This is a genomic window from Mesorhizobium sp. GbtcB19, assembly GCF_019091085.1.
In the GTDB taxonomy this organism is placed as follows: Bacteria; Pseudomonadota; Alphaproteobacteria; order Rhizobiales; family Rhizobiaceae; genus Mesorhizobium.
Window position 1 is genome coordinate 61,456 of the sequence record NZ_JAGXJY010000012.1, and the last position, 21,120, is coordinate 82,575.

Consider the following 21,120-nt stretch of genomic DNA (forward strand, 5'->3'; position numbering starts at 1 on the left):
GTCGAATTCAAGGCAGGCTCCCGCCGGGTTCGGCCTCATTGCCGTCGGCTTCGGAGGTCTTGGCCGGATCGAAGCCGGCCTTCAGCCGCACGCCGCGCCCGCCGCCCTGGCTGACCGCGCCTTCGCCGATCAGTTCGATGCCGGCCACCTCGAGCGCGGCGATCAGCTTCATCAGCGAATCGACATTGCCCCGGATGATCGAGCCGCTGGCTTCCATGCGCTGGATCGTCGGCACCGACAGGCCGGACAATTCGGCAAGCCGGCGCTGATCGATGCCGAGCAGCGATCTGGCGGCGCGCAATTGCGGTGCGGTTATCACCGACGACTCTCTTGTTCAGTGCTGAGATATGAGGTCTCGGTGCTTTACCCTACATAAAAACGTTCTATCGTCAAGTATTGATGTTTGAAACATCTATGTTGATGGCAGCAGCCAAGGCGGAGCCCCTCGGGCGCTTGCTCGGCGCCTGATTGTTCGACCGGCGCCGAAGCGCCGTCGTCCGGAAGGACGCTTCAGCGCTCAGCCGAGTAGGCCAGCGCCAGGATGCGTGGAGAGGTGGCAAAGCGCACGGTCAGGCGCCGGCCGAATGAGGTGACGGCCTCGCCGCGGCCGACATCCACCGCGATGTCCTCAAAGCCCAGCACGCGGCCGTCGAGCGGAAACGACGCCTTGTAGGCCGCCTCCTTGACCGCGAACAGGATGCGGCCGCCCAGCTTCGGGTCGAGATCGCCCAGGCGGTCTTGCGGCGCGGCGACGACGGCAAGAAGGTCGTGGGGCAATGGCAAGGCGGGCTCGATGTCGACGCCGACGCTTTTGATCGAGTCGGATCGCGCGGCGACGGCCACGGCCATCGCGTCGTCATGCGCGATCGAGCCGACAATGCCGGCCGGCCAGATCGGGTTTCCCGATTGGCCGCGCAATATTGAGAGATCAACGCACTCCAGGCGCCGCAGCAATTCGTGCGCGATGTTGCGGCCCGCCCCCGTGGCGGCGCGCGCGCCGGGTTCGCGCGTGGCCATCGAGGCGTTTTCCTCCGGCAGCAAATACTGCTCGTCGCCGGCTTGGATATGACGGCAGCCGATGCTGAGGCCGGGTGGCGCGAGGCCGGCCAATGCCTGCTCGACGGCGCGTTCGATGCTTGCTGACGTGCCTTGCGGCCGGGTGCTCAACGCTCTATCCGCCCAGTTCGAGCACGGCGATCATCTCGTCGTCTTGGTCCAGTCCCTGCTCGACGAAACCGAAGCCGGCGTAAAGCCGGCGCGCCGCCTCGTTCTCCGGCTCATAGCAGATCAGAACACGGCGGACGTGGCTGAGCCGGGCAATCTCTTCCAGCGCCTTGGCGACGGCGGCACGGCCAAGGCCTTTGCCCTGCTCGCGACGGTCGATCATGAAGCGATAGATGATCGCCTCGTCATCGTCCTCGGGCGCGCTGTACATCAGAAATCCGACGACGCGCCCGGCGGCGACCACCGCCCGGGCGATCGCCTCGTCGTCCTGCCGGGCCTCGGCCAGCGATTCGGCGTTGGATGCGACGAACCCCTGCTGCTCCGGCAACAGTTCGAGCGCCCGTATCGCCGCCCGGTTGCCCTTGCCGACAGGCTCCAGGGCAACCGGCTGGCCGCTCGTGCCGGCGGGACGCGTCACGGGGCGTGCCCGATTTCCATCGCGCGCGCATCGATCGGCGTCACCACGCCATAGAGCTTCGCCGGGTTGCCGCGCCAGACCGTGTTCGGCTCGAGCACCTCGCCCTTCATGACGAAGCAGTCGACGTCGGCCACCGATCCCTCACCCATCACCACCGCGTAGTGGACGAAGGAGGATGGCGCCAGCGTGCAGCCATTGCCGATGCGGATGTAGTCGGACTTGAACGCGCCTTCCTCCAGCGAGTGCGGCTGGATCACGCAGCCTTCGTTGAGCGTCACGTCGTCGCCGATCTCCACCAGCGACCGCTCGGTGATGATGCTGCCGCCGTCATAGAGCCGCAGCCCGACCTTCACCCCCAGCATGCGCAGGATGATCGGCCGGAACGGGGTGCCGGTGAACAGACCCATGATCGGCGAGTCGGACAGCTTCCAGTGACGTTCGTGCCGCCAGAAGACCGGGTCGTAGATCGTCGCCATCCTGGGCTTCAGCCGGCGGAAGCCGAGGCTGGCGCGCTCCAGGAAGATGTAGAACGGGATGCCGATCGCCGTGGTCAGCATCACCGCCACGAACATCGCCGTCGCCCCCCATTCGGTATAGTAGTTGAGCGCGCGGTCCCAGATGGCGAGCGTCAGGAACAGGACCAGCCACTGCGCGGCCACGAACATCAGCGCGGTGACGAGGTTGTGCAGGTTCTTGAGCGGCAGGCGACGGCTGCGCTCCTTGTCGGAGATCAGTCCGAGAAGCTCCTTGTCGCGATTGACCATGCGCGGAATCTCGAAGGGCGGCGAGCCCAGAAGCCCGACATTCTCGCGCATCGGGCCGTCCACCGGCACGTGCACCTTGGTGCCCAGCAGGCAATTGTCGCCGACGCGGGAATCCGGTGAATAGATGATGTTGTTGCCGAAGAAGTTGCGTTCGCCGACCCGCGTATGCTCGATGCGGAAGGAATTGGCCGATTTCTGCATGTTGACCATGAACAGGCCGTCGGACACCATCGTGTGCGAGCCGATCTCGCTCAGCTGCGGGTTTTCGTGCCGCTGGTTGGTGCCGAAATTCGAACCGGTCTGATCCACCTTGTTCAGCTTCCAGCCGATGGCGCGCAGATAGTAGACGACGGCCGAGCTGTCGCCGAACAGCACGTTGAGCAGCCGCACATTGCTGATCAGCTCCAGCATCGTTTGCAGCCAGTAGTGGAAGCCGTAGAGCGAATAGTTCCGGCCGGGCTTCAGCACGAGGTTGAAGAGACGCGGCACGATCGCCGCCAGCAACACCCCGCCGATGATGAAGCCGGCCACGGTGACCGTGGTGCCGATCGCCACGACGCCGATGGTCTCGTCGTAGTCGTCGCCGACATTTTCCCAGTAGCTGTGGAACAGAAGCGGGAACGGTGTGACGATGGCGAACAGGATGAAGAGCTGGATCGCCTCATAGATGAAGCGGCGCGCCCTGGACAGTGGCACGTTGGGGACGGTGCAGTAATTCGCATCGGTCGGGATCGCCGGTGATCCGTGCCAGCGCTCGCCGGCCGGGATCGACTGCCCGCGATGCAGCGACGAGGCATGGCCGAGCTGTGTTCCGTCGCCCATGCGGGTGTCGATGTCGAGCGTCGATCCGACGCCGACAAAGGCGTTGTTGCCGATGTCGACGGGTCCGGTATGGATGTAGCCGGCCTGCGCGCGGAAACCGAGGATCGTCGAGTCCTTGCGCAGGATCGAGTTGTCGCCGATGGCGATCAGGTCGGTGCAGACCGGAACCGCCCTGCACTCGACCACGGTGCGGCTGCCGAGCCGCGCGCCGAGCAGGCGCAGATAGAGGCTGTAGAGCGGGCTGCCGCGGAACAGCACGACCGGGGCGCTCCGAACCAGCGTCTTCACGACCCAGAAGCGATAGTAACGCCAGCCCCAGATCGGAAAGGTTTCGGCCTTCCAGCGGCCGACCAGCAGCCATTTGGCGACGATGGCGAAGCCGCTCAGGCCGAAGAACACGCCGGCGGACAGAACGACGCAGCGCATATAGAGGTCCGGCGCATCGTCCAGCGCGTCATAGACCCAGTTGAGGCCGTCATTGATCAGCCACAGCGCGGCATACCAGTAAGCCGCGTAAAAGATCAGCTGGCCGAAGCCGGTGGCCCAGATGGCAAGATTGGAGGCCCGATGCGTCAGCATGGGTTCGCTTGCGGCAACCGCCGCCATCTGCGGCGCCCGCAGGTAATCGGCGAGCTTCGCCACCGTCGGGTGCAGGTAGATGTCGCGCATCGACGTCGTCGACCAGGCCTTGCGCGAACGGATGCGCGCGCAGAACCTGGCCATCAGCAGCGAGTTCGCGCCGAGATCGTCGAAGAAGTGATCCTCGATCGAGATATCCTCGAACTTCAGCACGTCCTGCAGCGTGTCGACGAGGAACTTCTCGTCCTCGTTGCGCGGGTCGATCATCGCGTGGCCGGCGGCGACGCGGGCGCTCGTCGGCTTCGGCAGCTTCCGCAAATCGACCTTGTTGGAAACGGTCATCGGGATCGCGGGCAGCTGTTCCAGATAGGCCGGAACCATATAGTCGGGCAGCCGCCGCTTGAGCTCCTGCACCAGCACGGTGCGGTCCACGCCGTCGCCGCCGCTCTTGGGGGCAAAATAGCCGACCAGTTCCGTGCGCTCGGGCTCGATCTCCCAGGTCGTGACCGCCGCCTGCGCGATGCCCGGCTGATCCAGAAGCACGGCCTCGATCTCGCCAAGCTCGATGCGGTAGCCGCGGATCTTCACCTGCGTGTCGATGCGGCCGTGATATTCGATATCGCCATTGTCGTTGACGCGGCCAAGGTCGCCGGTCCGGTAGATGCGGCCGCTGGGATTGTTCGGCAGGCCGATGAAATCCTTGATGAAGCGCTGTTCGGTGAGTTCCGGCCGGTTGAGGTAGCCGACCGCCACGCCCATGCCGCCGATGCAGACCTCGCCAAGTTGATCGCCGGAGAGCACTTCCGGCTTTTCAGGATCGAGAATGGCGATCGAATAGGTGGGCAGCGGCTTGCCGATGGTCACCGGCTCGTCCGGGGTCAAAAAGGCCATCGTCGCGGTGACCGTCGCTTCGGTCGGCCCATAGGTGTTGAGGATCTTGCGGCCCGGCTTTGCCCAGCGGGTCACCAGCTTCTGCGAGCAGGCCTCGCCGCCGACCAGGATCGCGCGCAGGCTTGGCGCGTCGCTCTCGATCGACGACAGCAGCGTCGGGCTGCAGGCCATGCAGGTGATGTTGTGCTCGCGCAGGAAGCTCGCCAGCTCCTCGCCCACGAGTGGCTGCTGGCCCGGCGCCGGCACCACGGTGGCGCCCGCGGCAAACGGCACCCAGATCTCTTCCGAGGAGAAGTCGAAGGCGATGGTCATGCCCTGATAGACGCGGTCGCCCGGCTGGTAGCCATAGGACGCCGCCGCGACGCGGATGAAGTTGCAAAAACTCTGATGCGTGATGACCACGCCCTTTGGCTTGCCCGTGGTGCCCGAGGTGTAGAGGATGTAGCAGGTCTGATCCTGGCTGCCGTCCGGCAAGGGCGCCGTTTCCGGCTGCAGCGCGATCTCGGACTCCGCCGAATCGATCGAGATATGCGGAACGGGCAGACGCGCCACGCGCGCCGCATAGCCGGAAACGCTGATCACCATGGTGACGTTGGCGTCCTCGATGATCATCACCATGCGATCTTCGGGAAACGCGGTGGCCAAAGGCACGAATGCCGCTCCGGCCTTCATCACGGCGAGCACGGCGATATAGGTTTCGGCCGAGCGGTCGAGCAGAAGGCCGATCCGGTCGCCAGGCTTCACGCCGCGCTCGATCAAAAGATGGGCGAACTGGTTGGCCCGGCTGTTCAGTTCGCGGTACGACCACGGCCGGCCGCCGGAAATGACCGCGGGGGCTGCGTCGAAGCGGCTCGCCAGGTCGCCGAAGAATCGGTCGAGCCGCTCATGCGGCTCGCCTTTCTGGATGAAATCGGGGCCGATCAGAATCTGCTCGCGCGCCGGCGCTTCGGTTGCTGCTTTGGCCTGGCGGGAATTCTGCTTGGCGGGCTTGGTGGCTTCATTGAGAGACATTGGGAACCTCGCGGGCTCGTATCCGCCCGCAATACATGATTGATGAAAAGACTTAAACCAACGAAGTCTAACCAGGGCGCGCCTTGTGCGCGGCGGTGAAATGATCGTGCCGCGGCGTGTCAGACTGGGAGCTGGCCGACTTCAAGCAGGCCTATGCTGCCGCACTGATGGCCGATCCGTGACGATCGCACGACTTCACGATGATTTGATTGGGCAGCGCCCTCATAGGCGATCAAACGGCGATAGCGCGGATGTCGGCATTATCGAGGCAGTAGGGCGCGTAGCGGAAATCACGGATCCCCACGACCCGGTCGTTGTGCCAGTCCAGGAGCATGAAGCCACGCACCGCATTGTCCGCCTGCGGGTTGCGGATCAGGATCGCCGGCCGTCCCTCGACAAAGCCGAGCGACAGCGCCCAGTCGGCGGCGCGGTTGTAATTGCCGAAATAGGTCGAGGCCTGCTGCTTGCCGCTGAGCCGGGTGCGGTTGACGACCTCGAGCTCGATATCCTCGGCAATCAGCGCCCTGACGGCATCGAAGTCGCGGGCATTGAACAGATCGATGTAGCGGCGCAGGCGGCGCTCTTCTGCCGGATCGAGCTTCGGCATCGCAACTTCGTCGGATATGGCTGCCAGCGCCTTCAATTCGGCCCGGCCGCGATGCAGCGCCGCCTTGGTTGCCGCCAAGGTCGCCCCCGTCACCTCGCAGGTCTCAGTGAGGCTGAGGCCGAGCACGTCAGTTAGGATGACCGCCGCGCGCTGCGCCAGCGTGAGCCGCATGAAGGTGCGCAGGCTCGTTGCCGCCGCAAGTCTTGCCTCGGCGTCGGCCGAAAGGTCCTCTATTGCCGTCATGTCGGCCTCGGTTGTTCGTGAGCGCTCGCGCTGGCGGCGGCGCAGGTGATCCTGCGCCGCATTGTGGGCGATGCGGAACAGCCACTGCTCGGGGCGCTCGACCAATGCACCGCCGTCATGCGCCGCAAGCGCCTTCACGATCGCCTCCTGCACGATATCCTCGCCCTCGATCGTCGAACCGGCCATGCGGGCGGCATAGCGGTGCAGTTTTGGCCGCAGGCCGACGAGCAAGGATTCGAGTTCCGCGCGGTCGAATCTGGCTGAGCTCATCGTCCTCGTTCTCTCAATCGCGGCTCGAGCCATGCCAGTCAGGCCGGCGCGGTCTCGTTCGCCAGCATATGGTAATTGGCGACGATCTTCGCCGGCGACCTGGCAAGCGGTGTCGAGCGCCGATCGGCGTGATCGGCGCTGAAAGCCTTGAACGCATCGAGTTCGGTCAGCGCCGAGCTGTCCTTGTCATAGCCGACGAGATGGACGAATTCGCCATTCTCCAGTTCGAGCACCAGATAGCGTACGGTTTGCGGCTGCGTCTCATCCAGGGCTTCGAGCACTTTCGCCACCAGCGCCCGGTTCTCGGCGATGCTGGCGTCCTTCACGCCGTAGCGGATGAAATTGTAGGTCATGGTCGTCTCCTTCGACGGGTTTGCGAAGGAAAGACGTTCCGGTTCGGCGAAAAGATTCTCGTCGACCTGAGAATCTTTTTGTCTGCGCCAATCGTCTTTCACGTGTCGAGACCGCATTCGCGGCCTCCGCGATGAGGAGAGACATCATGCATATCCAGTTTGCCGAGCTGCCGGTATCCGACCAGGACCGCGCCAAGGCGTTCTACACCGACAACCTTGCCTGCCAGGTCATCGCCGACCAGCCGATGGGCGATAGCGGCTGGCGCTGGGTGGAACTGGCCTTCCCGCACGCGGTCACCAATCTGCATTTTATCCGGCGAGCCGATGCATCGCCGAGCGCAGAGCCGGTGATGGTCCTGGTCGACGACAATGTCGAGGCAACGGTCGCATCGCTCAAGGCAAAGGGCGTCGAGATCGTCAGCGAGCCGCAGCAAGCGCCATGGGAGCCGGGCCGCACCATCGCCGAATTCCACGACAGCGAAGGCAACCGCATGGTGCTGGCAAGCCGCTAGAGCAATTCCAGGAAAAGTGTGGGCGGGTTTCCGTTCGGAATTGCGTAAAAACAAAGGGATAGAGCGTTTCGCCGTTTCCGGGAAACGGTGAAACGGTCTAGGCCAGGGACGGCTCCGCGGAGATTTCAGCCTTCCGGCCTCGTGTCCATATCGAACGCAGCATCCATGCGGCGAGAAACAGCGGGACCAGCACACCCACGCAATATCCGGCGTGGGCGAAGGAATGCGCGACGAACGGCCAGAGCCAGCAAATCGCCAGGATCAGACGAGGCGGCCTTGAAGGCATCGTGGCGAGCAGCGCGACGGCCACGGCCATGCCGATCGTGTCGTAAGTGTAGCCATAGGGCGTGGCGAGGATTGCCAGGACGGCGGTGAGCGCCACGCGTTCCTGATGCGAAACCGGGCGCCCCGGGCGCCAGAGCCAGACCGCCGCGGCTATGCAAGCGACGGTCGCGACCCCCTGCACGCCATAGGCGCCCGTCACCCCGATGCCGATGGCCCTCATCGTGAAAAACACCGTTATCGCGTGGTATTGATAGGGCTGCGGATAGGGAGCCTCCATGATCGCCGTCATCAAGGGACGGGTTTCGGTCAGGAACAGTCGCCAGACATCGAAGCCGAAGAACATACCGGTGGTGACGGCGATCGCGAGCGTGGTCCCGATGGCGGCGACAATGGCACGCCAGTTGCCGCTGGCGAGCAGGCAGAAAGGCACGAGGATGCCAAGATGCGGCTTGATCGTCAGCAGACCGAACAGGATGCCGGCCAGCAGCGGGCGCCTGGGCGCCACCGCGAGGCCTCCGATCAAAAGCGCGGCCGTCAGAGCGCCGTTCTGGCCGAACACCGAGTTCCAGATCACGGCCGGACTGAGCACGATCGCCAGCTCCACCGCCGCTCCGAGCTTCAGCGGCCGGATTGCCAGCCACAGGCACAAAACGGTGCCGGCCGTCCAGACCAGGTAGGCTGGCAGGATCGGCAGAGCCGCAAGCGGAACGCCGAGCAGCAGGATGCTCGGCGGATAGCTCCATTCCTGATTTGGCAGGTCGGGCGAGAACATGTCGCGCAGCGCGGCGCGATAGGCATCCACGTCGAAAACGACGGCGACGTGGCCGTCGGCGGCCATGCGCGAACCTGCCCAGAGATTGGTGAAGTCCCAGTAGGGGAGTCTGAGCGAAAGTTCGGAGAATCCCCTGCTGTCGAGGTCCCACAGCCTGCTCAGGTAGAACTGCGCCATCCACAGGCCAATGATCGATACGATCGTCACGATGGCCACGTCGGAAAGGCTGCGGGTGCTGATCCGGTTCGGTTCCATGGGACCTCGGTTTCGCAACCGCCATGTAATCCCGGCGTCCTTAAGATCGCGTTGCCCGCTTTCATCCGGGCATCGGCACCGTCACCCGCCGCAACGTCAGATTGATGCGGCCGCCATGCTTCAACAGCGCCGACGTCGCGGGGTAGATGCGGTCGACGCCGTGGAAGGCGAGGCGGCCTTCGCCGCCAAGCACGACGACGTCGCCGCTTTTCAGCCTGAACGATTTCGTGCCGCCTTCGCGCGTCGACTGGCCGACCCGGAACAGGCAGTCGTCGCCCAGCGAGACCGACACCACGGGCGCGGCGAAATCCTTCTCGTCGCGATCCTGGTGCAGGCCCATTTTGGCATCCGCCGAATAGAAATTGACCAGGCAGGCCTCGGGCGGATGCGGGTACGCCGAAACCTCGCGCCACAATTGCAGCAAAGCCTCGGGGATCGGCGGCCAGGGCTCGCCCGTCACCGGATGCGTCGGCTGGTAGCGATAGCCGCCATCCTTGTCGGTCACCCAGCCAAGCGCGCCGCAATTGGTCATGCGCACGCTCATCTCCTTGCCCGTGCGCGGCATGGCCGGCACATAGAGCGGGGCTGCCTGCACGACGCGCCTGATCTCCTCGACCAGCGCCTCCTGGGCGGGGCGCGCGAGGTAACCCGGCATATGGCGGACGCCTTTCGGCAAAACGAGCATGGGTCGATCCTGTTGACTGGCCCAAGCATGCCACCGGCAAAAGAAAACGGCGACCCGAAAGCCGCCGTTTGCCCGATTTCCGCGATATGCCCGTCAGGCCGGGTTGAGATCCGGTATGCGCAGCACCTGGCCCGGATAGATCTTGTCGGGATGCGTCAGCATCGGCTTGTTGGCCTCGAAGATGACGTTGTTCTTCGCGCCCTGACCCTTGCCGTAGGATTTTTCGGCGATCTTCCAGAGATTGTCGCCCTTCTGCACCGTGTAGAATGTCGGTTCCTTGGCCGACGCCGCCTGGCCGGCTCCGGGCGCGACTTTCAGCTCGTCGGCCTGCACCTTGGAGACGCCGAGCGTGTTGCCGACCGCGATCACCGCTTTCTCGAAGACCGACTGGTCCTTGACCGTGCCCTTCAGCACCGCGGTGTCGCCCTGGACGACGACGTCGACGCCGTCGGTGCCGAGCTTGTGCGAATCCAGTTCCTTCTTCAGTGAATCCGCGGTCGGCGATGCTTCGTCCTCACCGCCGATGCCGAGCTTCTTGCCGACGCCTTTGACGAAATCGAAAATACCCATTGCTGGTCTCCTCGCTGTTGCAGCAATCGGAGCTTGCCATCTGCAACCCTGAATTGGAAGCAGCCGATTTCAACGGTGCTTAATCATTCTCGACCCGGCCGCGCAGCTTCTTCACCGTCGAGCGGCCTGCCTTGCTCTTGAGGCGGCGCTCCACTGCGCCTTTGGAAGGCCTGGTCTTCTTGCGCGGCGGCGGTGGCGGTTCGGCCGCCTTGGCGATCAGCGCGGTCAGTCGCGCCCGCGCATCGGCGCGGTTCTGCTCCTGGGTGCGGAAGCGGCCCGCCTCGATGACGATGACGCCGTCCTTGGTGGCGCGCTGGCCGGCAAGCTTGATCGCGCGGGCGCGGACCCGCTCGGACAGGCCCGAAGCGTTTGCCGCGTCGAAGCGCAGCTGCACCGCGGTGGCCACCTTGTTGACGTTCTGTCCGCCCGGACCGGAGGAACGGATGAAATCCTCATGCAGGTCGCCGGGGCGGATGACCGCTTCTCCCGATATGATGATGTCGTCGTCGCTCGCCATGCGCGCAGTCATGGCGCGGCGGCGACCAAAAGAAAAGGCCCGACTTGAAGGCCGGGCCCTGGAGGGAATGCCTGGAGACGGTTGCTACTCTGCCGCTTCCTGCAGGCGCGGCGCCGCGCCCAGGATGGTGGCGTCGACGTGACGCTCGAACTTCTCGAAATTGGTCGCGAACATGTTGACCAGCTTAGAGGCCTGGCGGTCGTAACCGGCCTTGTCCGCCCAGGTCGAGCGCGGGTCGAGAATGGCGCCGTCGACGCCCGGAACCGCCACCGGCACCGCGAAGCCGAAATTGGCGTCGGTGCGGAACTCGGCCGATTTCAGCGAACCGTCGAGCGCGGCGCCCAGAAGAGCGCGCGTCACCTTGATCGGCATGCGGCGGCCGGTGCCGTAGGCGCCGCCGGTCCAGCCGGTGTTGACCAGCCAGCAGTCGACGCCGTGGCTGGCGATCAGCTCGCGCAGCAGATTGCCGTATTCGGACGGATGGCGCGGCATGAACGGCGCGCCGAAGCAGGTCGAGAACGTCGCCTCCGGCTCTGTGACGCCCTTTTCCGTGCCGGCGACCTTGGCGGTGTAGCCGGACAGGAAGTGGTACATCGCCTGCGCCGGTGTCAGCCTGGCGATCGGCGGCATCACGCCGAAAGCATCGGCGGTCAGCATGATGATGTTTTTCGGGTGACCGGCGCGGCCGGTCTTCGAGGCATTGGGGATGAAGTCCAGCGGATAGGCGCAGCGCGTGTTCTCGGTCAGGCTGCCGTCGTTGAAATCCGGCACGCGGCCGGCATCGAGCACGACGTTCTCCAGCACCGTGCCGAAGCGCTGCGTGGTGGCGAAGATTTCCGGCTCGGCCTCTGCCGAAAGCCTGATCGTCTTGGCGTAGCAGCCGCCCTCGAAATTGAAGATGCCGTGCGGACCCCAGCCATGCTCGTCGTCGCCGATCAGCGTGCGCGACGGGTCCGCGGAAAGCGTCGTCTTGCCGGTGCCGGACAGGCCGAAGAACACAGCGGCGTCGCCGTCCGGCCCCTCATTGGCCGAGCAGTGCATCGGCATGACGCCCTTTGCCGGCAGCAGGTAGTTCAGCATGGTGAACACCGACTTCTTCATCTCGCCGGCATAGGACGTGCCGCCGATCAGCACGATCTTGCGGCTGAGATCGACCGCGATCACGGTTTCGGTGCGGGTGCCGTGGCGCGCCGGATCGGCGCGGAAGGAGGGCAGGTCGATGATCGTCATGTCGGGGACGAAGCGCTCGAGTTCGGCGGCTTGCGGACGGATCAACAGGTTGCGGATGAACAGCGAATGCCAGGCGAATTCGGTGACGACGCGGACCGGCAGCTTGAGGTCGGCGTCGGCGCCGCCAACCAGGTCCTGGACATAGAGATCCTTGTCCGCCGCATGGGCGCGGAAGTCGGAAAGCAATGCCTCGAACTGGGCGGGCGAGATCGCCTTGTTGTTGTCCCACCAGACATGCGGCTCGGTCGCCTCGTCGCGCACGACGAATTTGTCCTTCGGCGAACGCCCGGTGTGCTGGCCGGTCTCGGCGAGCAGGGCGCCCTGCGCGGTCAATCTCGCCTCGCCGCGCCGGATCGCTTCCTCGTAGAGTTCGGCCGCACCGAAATTGTAGCGCACCACGCCCGTGGTCTTCAGGCCGATCGCGTCAATCGCGCAGTCGGGGTTGCGTTTGCCGGCTTCCGACATCAAATTTCCTCTCTGGATTGGCCGCATCTGACGGGTGATTTCCCGGAGCCCGCGCTGGGGCTGCCAGGTTCAGAACCAGAAAAGCCGAATGATATCAAATCTTTAATCGATTTAAAAAATTTGAAAGTTGTTTAAATCGTTTATATGTGCAAAAACCCATAGGGGTTGCCCAAAGGATTGGCAGGCTTCACTCGTCCAATCCCAATACGGGTGCGATCGTGTGTGACGGCAGGCCGCCCGTGACTTCGGACCGGGCCCGTGCCACATTTTGTACCCAATTTGTCCTGCAAAAGCCCCTTCTCGACGACAGAAGGGACAGCTCATGAGGGAGCCGCTTGAAATGGCAACAATCGCGCTTGTCGACGACGACCGCAACATTCTGACCTCGGTGTCGATCGCGCTCGAGTCCGAGGGCTATCGGGTCGAAACCTACACGGACGGCGCGTCGGCGCTGGAAGGCCTGGCGGCGCGGCCGCCGAACCTCGCCATCCTCGACATCAAGATGCCGCGCATGGACGGCATGGAACTGTTGCGCCGCATGCGCCAGAAGTCGGACCTGCCGGTCATCTTCCTGACCTCCAAGGACGACGAGATCGACGAATTGTTCGGCCTCAAGATGGGCGCCGACGACTTCATCCGCAAACCGTTCTCGCAGCGCTTGCTGGTCGAGCGGGTGCGCGCGGTGCTGCGCCGGACCAGCGCCCGCGAGGCGGCGGCCAAGGCGCCCACCCAGCAGGCCCGCTCGCTCGAACGCGGCCAGTTGGTGATGGACCAGGAGCGGCATACCTGCACCTGGAAGGGCGAGCCGGTGACGCTGACGGTGACCGAGTTCCTCATCCTGCATTCGCTGGCGCAGCGCCCGGGTGTGGTAAAAAGCCGTGATGCGCTGATGGATTCGGCCTATGATGAACAGGTCTATGTTGACGACCGCACCATCGACAGCCACATCAAGCGGCTGCGCAAGAAGTTCAAGGCCGTCGACGACGACTTCGAGATGATCGAAACCCTTTACGGAGTCGGGTACCGGTTTCGAGAGGCGTGAGATAGGGAATAGGCAGTAGGCAGATAGTCGGTAATCAGCTTGAATGGTGCGAGCGGCCAGTTAATGCATCGCTGCAATTTCAGCCATTTCTCTTTGCCTACTGCCTACTTCCTACTGCCTACTCACCAAACAGGGAACTGCTAGTCGATGGCAGTGGAAGTAGAGCGAGGCAGACGGGCGGGCGCGGCAAGGCGTCCGCCGCGTATCGTGCCCGCCTTCGTGTCGAAATTCACGGTGCCGATGCGCCGGTTTCTCGGCCATCACATCTTCTCCAGCCTGACGCGGCGTATCCTGTTCCTCAACCTGGCCGGCCTCGCCGTGCTGGTCACCGGCATCCTTTATCTCAACACCTTCCGCGACGGACTGATCGACGCGCGCGTCGAAAGCCTGATGACGCAGGGCGAGATCATCGCCGGCGCGATCGCGGCTTCGGCGACCGTCGAGACCGATTCGATCAGCATCGATCCGGAAAAGCTGCTTGAGCTGCAGGCCGGCGAAAGCCTGGGACCTGGCTCGGACCAGCTCGACAATCTCGACTTCCCGATCAATCCCGAGCGCGTCGCGCCGGTGCTGCGAAGGCTGATCTCGCCGACGCGCACACGCGCCCGCATCTACGACCGGGATGCCAATCTTTTGCTGGATTCGCGTCATCTCTATTCGCGCGGCCAGATCCTGCGCTACGACCTGCCGCCCGTCGACGACGAGCAGCCCGGCATTGTCGAGCGGGTTGAGAAGTTTGTCTTCGACTTCTTCCGCAACAAGGACCTGCCGGTCTATCACGAGCAGCCCGGCGGCAATGGCGCCGCCTTCCCGGAAGTGGTCAAGGCGCTGACCGGCAGCCCGTCGACCATCGTGCGGGTGAGCGAGCAGGGCGAGCAGATCGTCTCGGTAGCGGTGCCGATCCAGCGTTTTCGCGCTGTATTGGGTGTGCTGATGCTGTCCACCGAAGGCGGCGATATCGACAAGATCGTCGCGGCCGAGCGCAAGGCGATCCTGCGCGTGTTCGGTGTGGCGGCTTTGGTCACCGCCATCCTGTCGATGCTGCTCGCCTCCACCATCGCCAATCCGCTGCGGCGGCTGTCCGCCGCCGCGGTCCGCGTGCGGCGCGGCGTCAAGAGCCGCGAAGAGATCCCGGATTTCTCCGACCGGCAGGACGAGATCGGCAATCTGTCCATCGCCGTGCGCGACATGACGAATGCGCTGTACGCGAGAATCGAGGCGATCGAGAGTTTTGCGGCGGACGTGTCGCATGAACTGAAGAACCCGCTGACGTCGCTGCGCAGCGCGGTCGAAACGCTGCCGCTGGCGAAGAACGAGAACTCGCGCGGCCGGTTGATGGAAATCATCCAGCACGATGTGAGGCGGCTCGACCGGCTGATCACCGACATCTCGGATGCCTCGCGGCTCGACGCCGAGCTGGCGCGCGAGGATGCGGCGATCGTCGACCTGAAGAAATTCACCACCGATCTGATCGCCGTCTCGCGCGAGACGACGCGCAACAAGAAGGCCGTCGAGATCGAGCTCAAGGTCGCCAAGCTGCCGGCCGGCGCCAAAGGCTATTTCGTTTCCGGCCATGATCTCAGGATCGGTCAGGTCATCACCAACCTGATCGAGAACGCGCGCTCCTTCGTGCCCGACGAGCATGGCCACATCGCCATTTCGCTGGCGCGCGCGGGCAAGTTCAACATCATCACCGTCGACGACAATGGTCCAGGCATCCGGGCGGAGAAGATCGACCGCATCTTCGAGCGCTTCTACACCGACCGGCCGGCCGGCGAGGCGTTCGGCCAGAATTCCGGCCTCGGGCTGTCGATCAGCCGCCAGATCGTCGAGGCGCATGGCGGCACGCTGACGGCCGAGAACATCCCCGGCACCAAGCCCGGCGAGATCAAGGGCGCGCGCTTCGTGGTGACGCTGCCGGCGGAAGGCTGATCCGACCGGCATGTCCGACCCTGCCGTGAAGCCCGAAAACATCCATGGAACGGCGATCCTTATCGGCGATTGCGGCGTCCTCATCACCGGGCCGTCAGGCGCCGGCAAGACGACACTGGCGCTGACGCTCATCGACCATTGCCGGGCGCGCGGACTGTTTTCGTGTCTGATCAGCGACGACAGGCTGCTTGCCGTGGCGCATGGCGGGCGGCTGGTCTGCCGCGCGCCGGCCGCCATCGCCGGCCTCGCAGAGGTGCCAGGTTTCATTCCATGTCCGTTGCCGTTCGAGCCGGGCGGCGTGATCGACCTGCATATCCGGCTCGTGCCGAAGGAAGAAATGGCCCGTTTCCAGGAAGATATCAGCGAGCCGGTCGCAGGCTGTCCTGTGCCACGCATCGATCTTGCCGAGCGCAACGCAGCCTCCGCCCTGCCGGCGGTTATGGCGCGGCTGTCGATCCAGCCTTTTTCATGATCCGTCCCGGGTTTTTTGTTGCGATGCGTCAAAATGGCCCGGGCCGCCGCAATTTTGGGCTTGTCAACCGGCCGCGCGTCGACAAGATAGCGCTCCCGCCGCCTGGAATGGCTGGCGAACATAAGATACGCCTGTGAAGCGGCGATGACGGGAGCCACCAGAGAATGATCGGACTCGTGCTCGTGACGCACGGTCAACTCGCCACCGAGTTCCGGCATGCCGTAGAGCATGTCGTCGGGCCGCAAGACAATTTCGAAACCGTGGCGATCGGCGCCGACGACGACATGGAGCAGCGCCGGGCCGACATTGTCGACGCGGTTGCGCGCGTCGACACCGGCGCCGGCGTCATCGTGCTCACCGACATGTTCGGCGGCACGCCCTCGAACCTTGCCATCTCGGTGATGGAATCCGGCCGCACCGAGGTCATCGCGGGCATGAACCTGCCGATGCTGATCAAGCTTTCGTCGATCCGCAAGGGCGACAACATGGCCGCCGCGCTCGACGAGGCACAGGCCGCGGGCCGCAAATACATCAACGTCGCCAGTCAGCTCCTGAGCAGCAAATGAACGCACCCGCGCCGCAGACGGATGAGGTGGTGCGGGAGTTCCCGATCATCAATCAGCGCGGCCTGCATGCGCGCGCTTCGGCCAAGTTCGTCCAGGTCGCCAGCGGCTTCGATGCCACCATCCATGTCGAGAAGGACGGCGTGAAGGTCGGCGGCACTTCGATCATGGGCCTGATGATGCTGGCGGCGAGCCCGGGCTATTCCATCCGCGTGATGGCCAGCGGCCCGGAAGCCTTGCCTGCTATGGACGCGCTGGAACAGCTGGTGGCCTCGCGTTTCGGCGAGGAAATCTAATTTCCTAACCGCGGATCTCACGCCTCAAGACATGCGCGCATAAAGATTTCTTTATATCCCATTGTCGTCCCGCGGCCGATCTGCTAGTCAAGCCGGCAACCGCGCCCTCCCATGCGCCTCCCGGCGCCGGCGCGCCTTTGAGAAAAAATCACACCGGAGCACTGCCATGACGGGTAGCAAGGACTATGTGGTCGCCGACATCTCGCTTGCCGGCTGGGGCCGCAAGGAGATCGAGATCGCCGAAACCGAAATGCCGGGCCTGATGGCCTGCCGCGAGGAGTTCGGCGCCAAGAAGCCGCTCAAGGGCGCGCGCATCACCGGCTCGCTGCACATGACCATCCAGACGGCGGTTCTGATCGAGACGCTGAAGGCGCTGGGCGCCGACGTCCGCTGGGCCTCCTGCAACATCTTCTCGACGCAGGACCATGCGGCGGCGGCGATCGCCGAGGCAGGCATCCCGGTGTTCGCCATCAAGGGCGAGTCGCTGGAAGACTATTGGGACTACACCGACCGCATCTTCCAGTGGACCGACGGCGGCACCTCCAACATGATCCTCGACGATGGCGGCGACGCCACCATGTACATCCTGCTCGGCGCCCGCGCCGAGGCCGGCGAGGACGTGCTGTCGAACCCCGGCAGCGAAGAGGAAGAGATCCTGTTCGCCCAGATCAAGAAGCGCCTGAAGGCCTCGCCCGGCTTCTTCACCAAGCAGCGCGAGGCGATCCGCGGCGTCACCGAGGAAACCACCACCGGCGTCAATCGCCTCTACCAGCTGCAGAAGAAGGGCCTGTTGCCCTTCCCGGCGATCAACGTCAACGACTCCGTCACCAAGTCGAAATTCGACAACAAATATGGCTGCAAGGAATCGCTGGTCGACGGCATCCGCCGCGGCACCGACACCATGATGGCCGGCAAGGTCGCGGTGGTCTGCGGCTATGGCGACGTCGGCAAGGGCTCGTCCGCCTCGCTGCGTGGCGCCGGCGCCCGCGTCAAGGTCACCGAGGTCGACCCGATCTGCGCGCTGCAGGCGGCGATGGACGGCTATGAGGTGGTGACGTTGGAAGACGCGGCTCCGACGGCCGACATCGTCATCACCACCACCGGCAACAAGGACGTCGTCACGCTCGACCATATGCGGTCGATGAAGGACATGGTGATCGTCGGCAATATCGGCCACTTCGACAACGAGATCCAGGTGGCGTCGCTGCGCAACCTGAAATGGACCAACGTCAAGCCGCAGGTCGACCTGATCACCTTCCCGGACGGCAAGCGTATGATCCTTCTGTCCGAGGGACGCCTGCTCAACCTCGGCAACGCCACCGGGCATCCGAGCTTCGTCATGTCGGCCTCGTTCACCAACCAGGTGCTGGCGCAGATCGAGCTTTTCTCCAAGCACGGCCAGTATCAGAACCAGGTCTATGTGCTGCCCAAGCACCTCGATGAGAAGGTGGCGCGGCTGCATCTCGACAAGCTCGGCGCCAGGCTCACGGAGCTGTCCGGCGAACAGGCCGCCTATATCGGCGTGACGCCGCAGGGTCCGTTCAAGCCGGAACACTACCGCTATTAACCAAAGCGAAATTATCTACCAGATATTGAAGCCGGGTGGTTGACTTTCCGCCCGGCTTTATTTTTTGCGCCAATGATTCTTCACGCCGATTCCGGCAGGCGTTATTGTTGTGATTCGCGGTCCGGGGACAGGATGGGCCGGGGACGCATTCAGGGCGGTCTTGCATTCAAGCGGCGAAGAGGACCAAGACATGCCGGGGGATTACCCGCTACGCGCGGGAAAGGCCGTTTCCGGCGGCCATGAGGATTCGAACGAGGCCGGCCTTGCCGTAAGGGGCGGCGGTTTTCGCGACGGCGCGCGGCAGGCCCTGTTGCTTGCCACTTCGGCGCTTGCCAGTCCGCTGCTTGCCTTCGCCGCCCACGCCGAGACACGCATCCCGGGAAAGGCCGCAGCGCCGGTCAGCGCCGTCGAGGTCATGCAGCTCGCCATGTTCGTCGGCGTCATGGGCGCCGCACTTGTCTCGGCCATCTTCCTGATCCGCGAGCGCGCCCGCACTGCTTCGCAGAATGTCCAGCTCAGGTCCCGCATCGCCGACGTCAATGCGGCGCTGCAGCGTTCCGAGGCGCTGCTCAATCTGCGCGACCAGCGCCTGATCGTCTGGACAACGGACAACAAGAAGGCCGAGTTGATCGGCAGCCTGCCGCTGGAAAGCGGCGCGCCCGACGACCGGTCGGCTTTCCTGGCTTTCGGCCGCTGGCTGATGCCGCGCTCGGCGGCGGCGCTGGAGCATGCGGTCGCCGCTCTGCGCGAACAGGCGAAAGCCTTCGACCTTGTCATCGAGACCCAGGCCGGTGTGCCGCTGGAAGTGCATGGCCGCAAGAGCGCGGCGCATGTGCTGGTGCGCTTCGTCTCGCTGTCGGAGACACTCCGCAGCCAGGCCAGGCTTAAGATCGAGAACCAGCGGCTCAGCGCCGAGTACGACACCATGGTCGGCCTGCTCGACGCTTTGAAGATGCCGACCTGGCTGCGCGCGGCGGACGGCCGGTTGCAATGGGTCAACCGCGCCTATGCCGAGGCGGTGGAGGCGGAAAGCCCGGCCGCGGCGGTGCGCGACGCCAAGGAATTCCTCGGCGGCCAGGCACGCGAGCAGATCGCCGAGCAGCACAAGTCGCGCCCGGTCTTCGAACAGACGCTTTCCACCGTGATCGAAGGCGACCGCCGCATGTTCGCGGTCACCGACTTCGCCGGCGCTGACGGCTCGGCGGGACTTGCCTGCGACACAAGCGCGGCCGAGACGATCCGCGCCGAATATGAGCGGACCGTGCGCAGCCATGCCGACACGCTCGACCAGCTGAACACCGCGGTGGCGATCTTCGACACTGACGAAAAGCTGCGCTTCTTCAACCAGGCCTTCCAGAAGCTGTGGGGTCTCGACTCGGGCTTCCTGCTCAGCGCCCCTTCGAACACGCTGCTGCTCGACCGGCTGCGCTCGGAAGGCAGGATCGCCGAACAGCCGGAATGGCGGCGCTGGAAGGAGAACCTGCTCAGCGCCTATCGCGCCGTCGAATCGCAGGAGCACTGGTGGCACCTGCCGGACGGCAAGACGATCCGCGTCGTGGCGAACCCGCAGCCGAAGGGCGGGGTGACCTGGGTGTTCGAGAACCTGACCGAGAAGATGGACCTCGAAAGCCGCTACCAGACCGCCGTGCGGGTGCAGGGCGAGACGCTGGACAACCTCGCCGAAGGCGTGGTCGTGTTCGGCCCGGACGGGCGGCTGCGGCTATCCAATCCGGCCTTCGTGGCGCTGTGGGGGCTGACGGCGGAAGCGGTCAAGCCGAACGTCCATGTTTCGGCGATCCGCGACCTGTGCGACCAGCGGGCAGCGAACAGCCCATGGGGCGGCTTCGTCGCCGCGGTCACCGGCTTCGACGACGAGCGCCGCGACCGCCGCGGCCAGATCGAGCTCGTCAACGGTACCGTTCTGAGCTACGCGGTGATCCACCTGCCGAACGGCCAGGTGATGATCACCTTCGTCGACGTCACCGACACCGTCAATGTCGAGCGGGCGTTGAAGGACAGGAACGAGGCGCTGGAGAAATCCGACCAGCTGAAGAACGAATTCGTGCAGCACGTGTCCTACGAGCTGCGCTCGCCGCTGACCAACATCATCGGCTTCACCGAACTGCTGTCGCTGCCCGCGACCGGGCCGCTGACCGCGAAGCAAAGCGAATATGTCGAGCATGTCGGCTCGTCGTCGTCGGTGCTGCTGACCATCGTCAACGATATTCTCGACCTGGCGACCGTCGATGCCGGCATCATGCAGCTCGACATTTCCGAAATGAACATCGACCGGACGATCGCGGCGGCCGCCGAACTGGTCGCCGACCGGCTGGACGAGCACCGGATCAAGCTCGAGATCGATGCGGCGGAGGCGCCGGCGAGCTTCCATGGCGACGAGACCCGTATCCGCCAGATCCTCTACAACCTGCTCAGCAACGCGGCGAACTACGCGCCCGAGGCGAGCACGATCCGGCTTACCTGCCGCAGGTTGGCAGATGCCGTCGAGTTCTCGGTGCATGACGATGGCCCCGGCATGCCGCCGGACGTGCTGGAATCGGTCTTCCGCCGCTTCGAGCCGCGCGCCAATGGCGGGCGGCGGCGCGGCGCCGGGCTGGGGCTCTCGATCGTCAAGAGCTTCGTCGAACTGCATGGTGGGAGCGTGCGCATCGAGACCGGCCAGGACAAGGGCACCACGGTGATCTGCACGTTCCCGGACAAGCCTTCAGGTATCCCGGACACGCCGGCGGGCATCCGCGACGCGGCCGAGTAGCCAGC

Annotated in this window: 19 protein-coding genes; 8 read left to right on the forward strand and 11 right to left on the reverse strand. The window is 64.6% G+C overall.

The features are described 5' to 3' along the window. Positions 1 to 7 precede the first annotated feature (7 nt). From KVT37_RS20270 to KVT37_RS20295, 6 genes are all read right to left on the reverse strand, one after another. On the reverse strand, positions 8 to 319 hold the full coding sequence (locus KVT37_RS20270) for a helix-turn-helix domain-containing protein (protein ID WP_217576298.1): 312 nt from the start codon (positions 317 to 319) through the stop codon (positions 8 to 10). A gap of 191 nt (positions 320 to 510) precedes the next feature. Then, positions 511 to 1,167 carry a 4'-phosphopantetheinyl transferase gene (locus KVT37_RS20275; RefSeq protein ID WP_217576300.1) on the reverse strand — a complete coding sequence of 219 codons (657 nt, stop codon included), beginning with the start codon at positions 1,165 to 1,167 and terminating at the stop codon, positions 511 to 513. Positions 1,168 to 1,171: 4 nt separating this feature from the next. Continuing rightward, positions 1,172 to 1,642, reverse strand: a complete 471-nt coding sequence (locus tag KVT37_RS20280) for a GNAT family N-acetyltransferase (protein WP_217576302.1) — start codon at positions 1,640 to 1,642, stop codon at positions 1,172 to 1,174. Then, entirely contained in the window at positions 1,639 to 5,709 is a 4,071-nt protein-coding gene (locus tag KVT37_RS20285; RefSeq protein ID WP_217576304.1) for a Pls/PosA family non-ribosomal peptide synthetase, read from the reverse strand. The genes KVT37_RS20280 and KVT37_RS20285 overlap by 4 nt, the downstream gene beginning before the upstream one ends. 232 nt (positions 5,710 to 5,941) lie before the next feature. Then, the gene (locus KVT37_RS20290; RefSeq protein ID WP_217576306.1) at positions 5,942 to 6,829 is read right to left on the reverse strand and encodes a sigma-70 family RNA polymerase sigma factor; all 888 of its coding nucleotides are present in this window, start codon (positions 6,827 to 6,829) and stop codon (positions 5,942 to 5,944) included. A 38-nt stretch (positions 6,830 to 6,867) separates the two neighbouring features. Continuing rightward, complete coding sequence (locus KVT37_RS20295) at positions 6,868 to 7,182, reverse strand: hypothetical protein (RefSeq protein ID WP_254634145.1); 315 nt, start codon at positions 7,180 to 7,182, stop codon at positions 6,868 to 6,870. A 146-nt stretch (positions 7,183 to 7,328) separates the two neighbouring features. Between KVT37_RS20295 and KVT37_RS20300 the strand changes: the two genes are divergently transcribed. Next, positions 7,329 to 7,694: a VOC family protein gene (locus KVT37_RS20300; RefSeq protein ID WP_217576308.1), complete on the forward strand. Its 366-nt coding sequence runs from the start codon at positions 7,329 to 7,331 to the stop codon at positions 7,692 to 7,694. 97 nt (positions 7,695 to 7,791) lie between these two features. On the opposite strand, the gene KVT37_RS20305 is transcribed toward KVT37_RS20300, so the two are convergent. From KVT37_RS20305 to KVT37_RS20325, 5 genes are all read right to left on the reverse strand, one after another. After that, positions 7,792 to 9,006: a glycosyltransferase family 87 protein gene (locus KVT37_RS20305; RefSeq protein ID WP_217576310.1), complete on the reverse strand. Its 1,215-nt coding sequence runs from the start codon at positions 9,004 to 9,006 to the stop codon at positions 7,792 to 7,794. Between the two features lie 61 nt (positions 9,007 to 9,067). Next, a complete protein-coding gene (locus KVT37_RS20310) occupies positions 9,068 to 9,691 on the reverse strand; it encodes an alpha-ketoglutarate-dependent dioxygenase AlkB (protein ID WP_217576312.1) in 624 nt (207 codons plus the stop codon). A 93-nt stretch (positions 9,692 to 9,784) separates the two neighbouring features. Further along, positions 9,785 to 10,261 (reverse strand): peptidoglycan-binding protein LysM, encoded by a 477-nt coding sequence (lysM, locus tag KVT37_RS20315; protein WP_217576314.1) that lies wholly within the window; start codon positions 10,259 to 10,261, stop codon positions 9,785 to 9,787. Positions 10,262 to 10,340: 79 nt separating this feature from the next. After that, positions 10,341 to 10,778 (reverse strand): alternative ribosome rescue aminoacyl-tRNA hydrolase ArfB, encoded by a 438-nt coding sequence (gene arfB, locus KVT37_RS20320; RefSeq protein ID WP_217576316.1) that lies wholly within the window; start codon positions 10,776 to 10,778, stop codon positions 10,341 to 10,343. A gap of 84 nt (positions 10,779 to 10,862) precedes the next feature. Further along, complete coding sequence (locus tag KVT37_RS20325; protein ID WP_217576318.1) at positions 10,863 to 12,473, reverse strand: phosphoenolpyruvate carboxykinase; 1,611 nt, start codon at positions 12,471 to 12,473, stop codon at positions 10,863 to 10,865. A gap of 340 nt (positions 12,474 to 12,813) precedes the next feature. Here KVT37_RS20325 and KVT37_RS20330 point away from each other — a divergent pair, with 340 nt between their 5' ends. The 7 genes from KVT37_RS20330 (at position 12,814) to KVT37_RS20360 (ending at position 21,115) form a co-directional block, all read left to right on the forward strand. Next, positions 12,814 to 13,515 (forward strand): response regulator transcription factor, encoded by a 702-nt coding sequence (locus KVT37_RS20330; protein ID WP_126063331.1) that lies wholly within the window; start codon positions 12,814 to 12,816, stop codon positions 13,513 to 13,515. A gap of 147 nt (positions 13,516 to 13,662) precedes the next feature. Beyond that, on the forward strand, positions 13,663 to 15,447 hold the full coding sequence (locus KVT37_RS20335; RefSeq protein WP_306796986.1) for a sensor histidine kinase: 1,785 nt from the start codon (positions 13,663 to 13,665) through the stop codon (positions 15,445 to 15,447). 10 nt (positions 15,448 to 15,457) lie between these two features. Further along, positions 15,458 to 15,919 (forward strand): HPr kinase/phosphorylase, encoded by a 462-nt coding sequence (locus tag KVT37_RS20340; RefSeq protein ID WP_217576320.1) that lies wholly within the window; start codon positions 15,458 to 15,460, stop codon positions 15,917 to 15,919. Between the two features lie 164 nt (positions 15,920 to 16,083). Continuing rightward, positions 16,084 to 16,485: a PTS sugar transporter subunit IIA gene (locus KVT37_RS20345; RefSeq protein WP_027166957.1), complete on the forward strand. Its 402-nt coding sequence runs from the start codon at positions 16,084 to 16,086 to the stop codon at positions 16,483 to 16,485. Continuing rightward, positions 16,482 to 16,778 (forward strand): HPr family phosphocarrier protein, encoded by a 297-nt coding sequence (locus KVT37_RS20350; protein ID WP_217576322.1) that lies wholly within the window; start codon positions 16,482 to 16,484, stop codon positions 16,776 to 16,778. Before KVT37_RS20345 ends, KVT37_RS20350 begins: the two co-directional genes overlap by 4 nt. Before the next feature lie 166 nt (positions 16,779 to 16,944). Further along, positions 16,945 to 18,345 carry an adenosylhomocysteinase gene (gene ahcY / locus KVT37_RS20355; protein WP_217576324.1) on the forward strand — a complete coding sequence of 467 codons (1,401 nt, stop codon included), beginning with the start codon at positions 16,945 to 16,947 and terminating at the stop codon, positions 18,343 to 18,345. A 190-nt stretch (positions 18,346 to 18,535) separates the two neighbouring features. Beyond that, positions 18,536 to 21,115 carry a PAS domain-containing sensor histidine kinase gene (locus KVT37_RS20360; protein WP_217576326.1) on the forward strand — a complete coding sequence of 860 codons (2,580 nt, stop codon included), beginning with the start codon at positions 18,536 to 18,538 and terminating at the stop codon, positions 21,113 to 21,115. The last annotated feature ends 5 nt before the right edge of the window (positions 21,116 to 21,120 follow it).

Bases quoted from the DNA above. Each gene is read 5' to 3' on its own strand.
- KVT37_RS20300 (WP_217576308.1), top strand. From the start codon at position 7,329: ATGCATATCCAGTTTGCCGAGCTGCCGGTATCCGACCAGGACCGCGCC.
- KVT37_RS20290 (WP_217576306.1), bottom strand. From the start codon at position 6,829: ATGAGCTCAGCCAGATTCGACCGCGCGGAACTCGAATCCTTGCTCGTC.
- ahcY (WP_217576324.1), top strand. From the start codon at position 16,945: ATGACGGGTAGCAAGGACTATGTGGTCGCCGACATCTCGCTTGCCGGC.
- KVT37_RS20310 (WP_217576312.1), bottom strand. From the start codon at position 9,691: ATGCTCGTTTTGCCGAAAGGCGTCCGCCATATGCCGGGTTACCTCGCG.
- KVT37_RS20325 (WP_217576318.1), bottom strand. From the start codon at position 12,473: ATGTCGGAAGCCGGCAAACGCAACCCCGACTGCGCGATTGACGCGATC.
- KVT37_RS20295 (WP_254634145.1), bottom strand. From the start codon at position 7,182: ATGACCTACAATTTCATCCGCTACGGCGTGAAGGACGCCAGCATCGCC.
- KVT37_RS20305 (WP_217576310.1), bottom strand. From the start codon at position 9,006: ATGGAACCGAACCGGATCAGCACCCGCAGCCTTTCCGACGTGGCCATC.
- KVT37_RS20360 (WP_217576326.1), top strand. From the start codon at position 18,536: ATGCCGGGGGATTACCCGCTACGCGCGGGAAAGGCCGTTTCCGGCGGC.
- arfB (WP_217576316.1), bottom strand. From the start codon at position 10,778: ATGGCGAGCGACGACGACATCATCATATCGGGAGAAGCGGTCATCCGC.
- KVT37_RS20350 (WP_217576322.1), top strand. From the start codon at position 16,482: ATGAACGCACCCGCGCCGCAGACGGATGAGGTGGTGCGGGAGTTCCCG.
- KVT37_RS20330 (WP_126063331.1), top strand. From the start codon at position 12,814: ATGGCAACAATCGCGCTTGTCGACGACGACCGCAACATTCTGACCTCG.
- KVT37_RS20345 (WP_027166957.1), top strand. From the start codon at position 16,084: ATGATCGGACTCGTGCTCGTGACGCACGGTCAACTCGCCACCGAGTTC.
- lysM (WP_217576314.1), bottom strand. From the start codon at position 10,261: ATGGGTATTTTCGATTTCGTCAAAGGCGTCGGCAAGAAGCTCGGCATC.
- KVT37_RS20340 (WP_217576320.1), top strand. From the start codon at position 15,458: ATGTCCGACCCTGCCGTGAAGCCCGAAAACATCCATGGAACGGCGATC.
- KVT37_RS20335 (WP_306796986.1), top strand. From the start codon at position 13,663: ATGGCAGTGGAAGTAGAGCGAGGCAGACGGGCGGGCGCGGCAAGGCGT.
- KVT37_RS20285 (WP_217576304.1), bottom strand. From the start codon at position 5,709: ATGTCTCTCAATGAAGCCACCAAGCCCGCCAAGCAGAATTCCCGCCAG.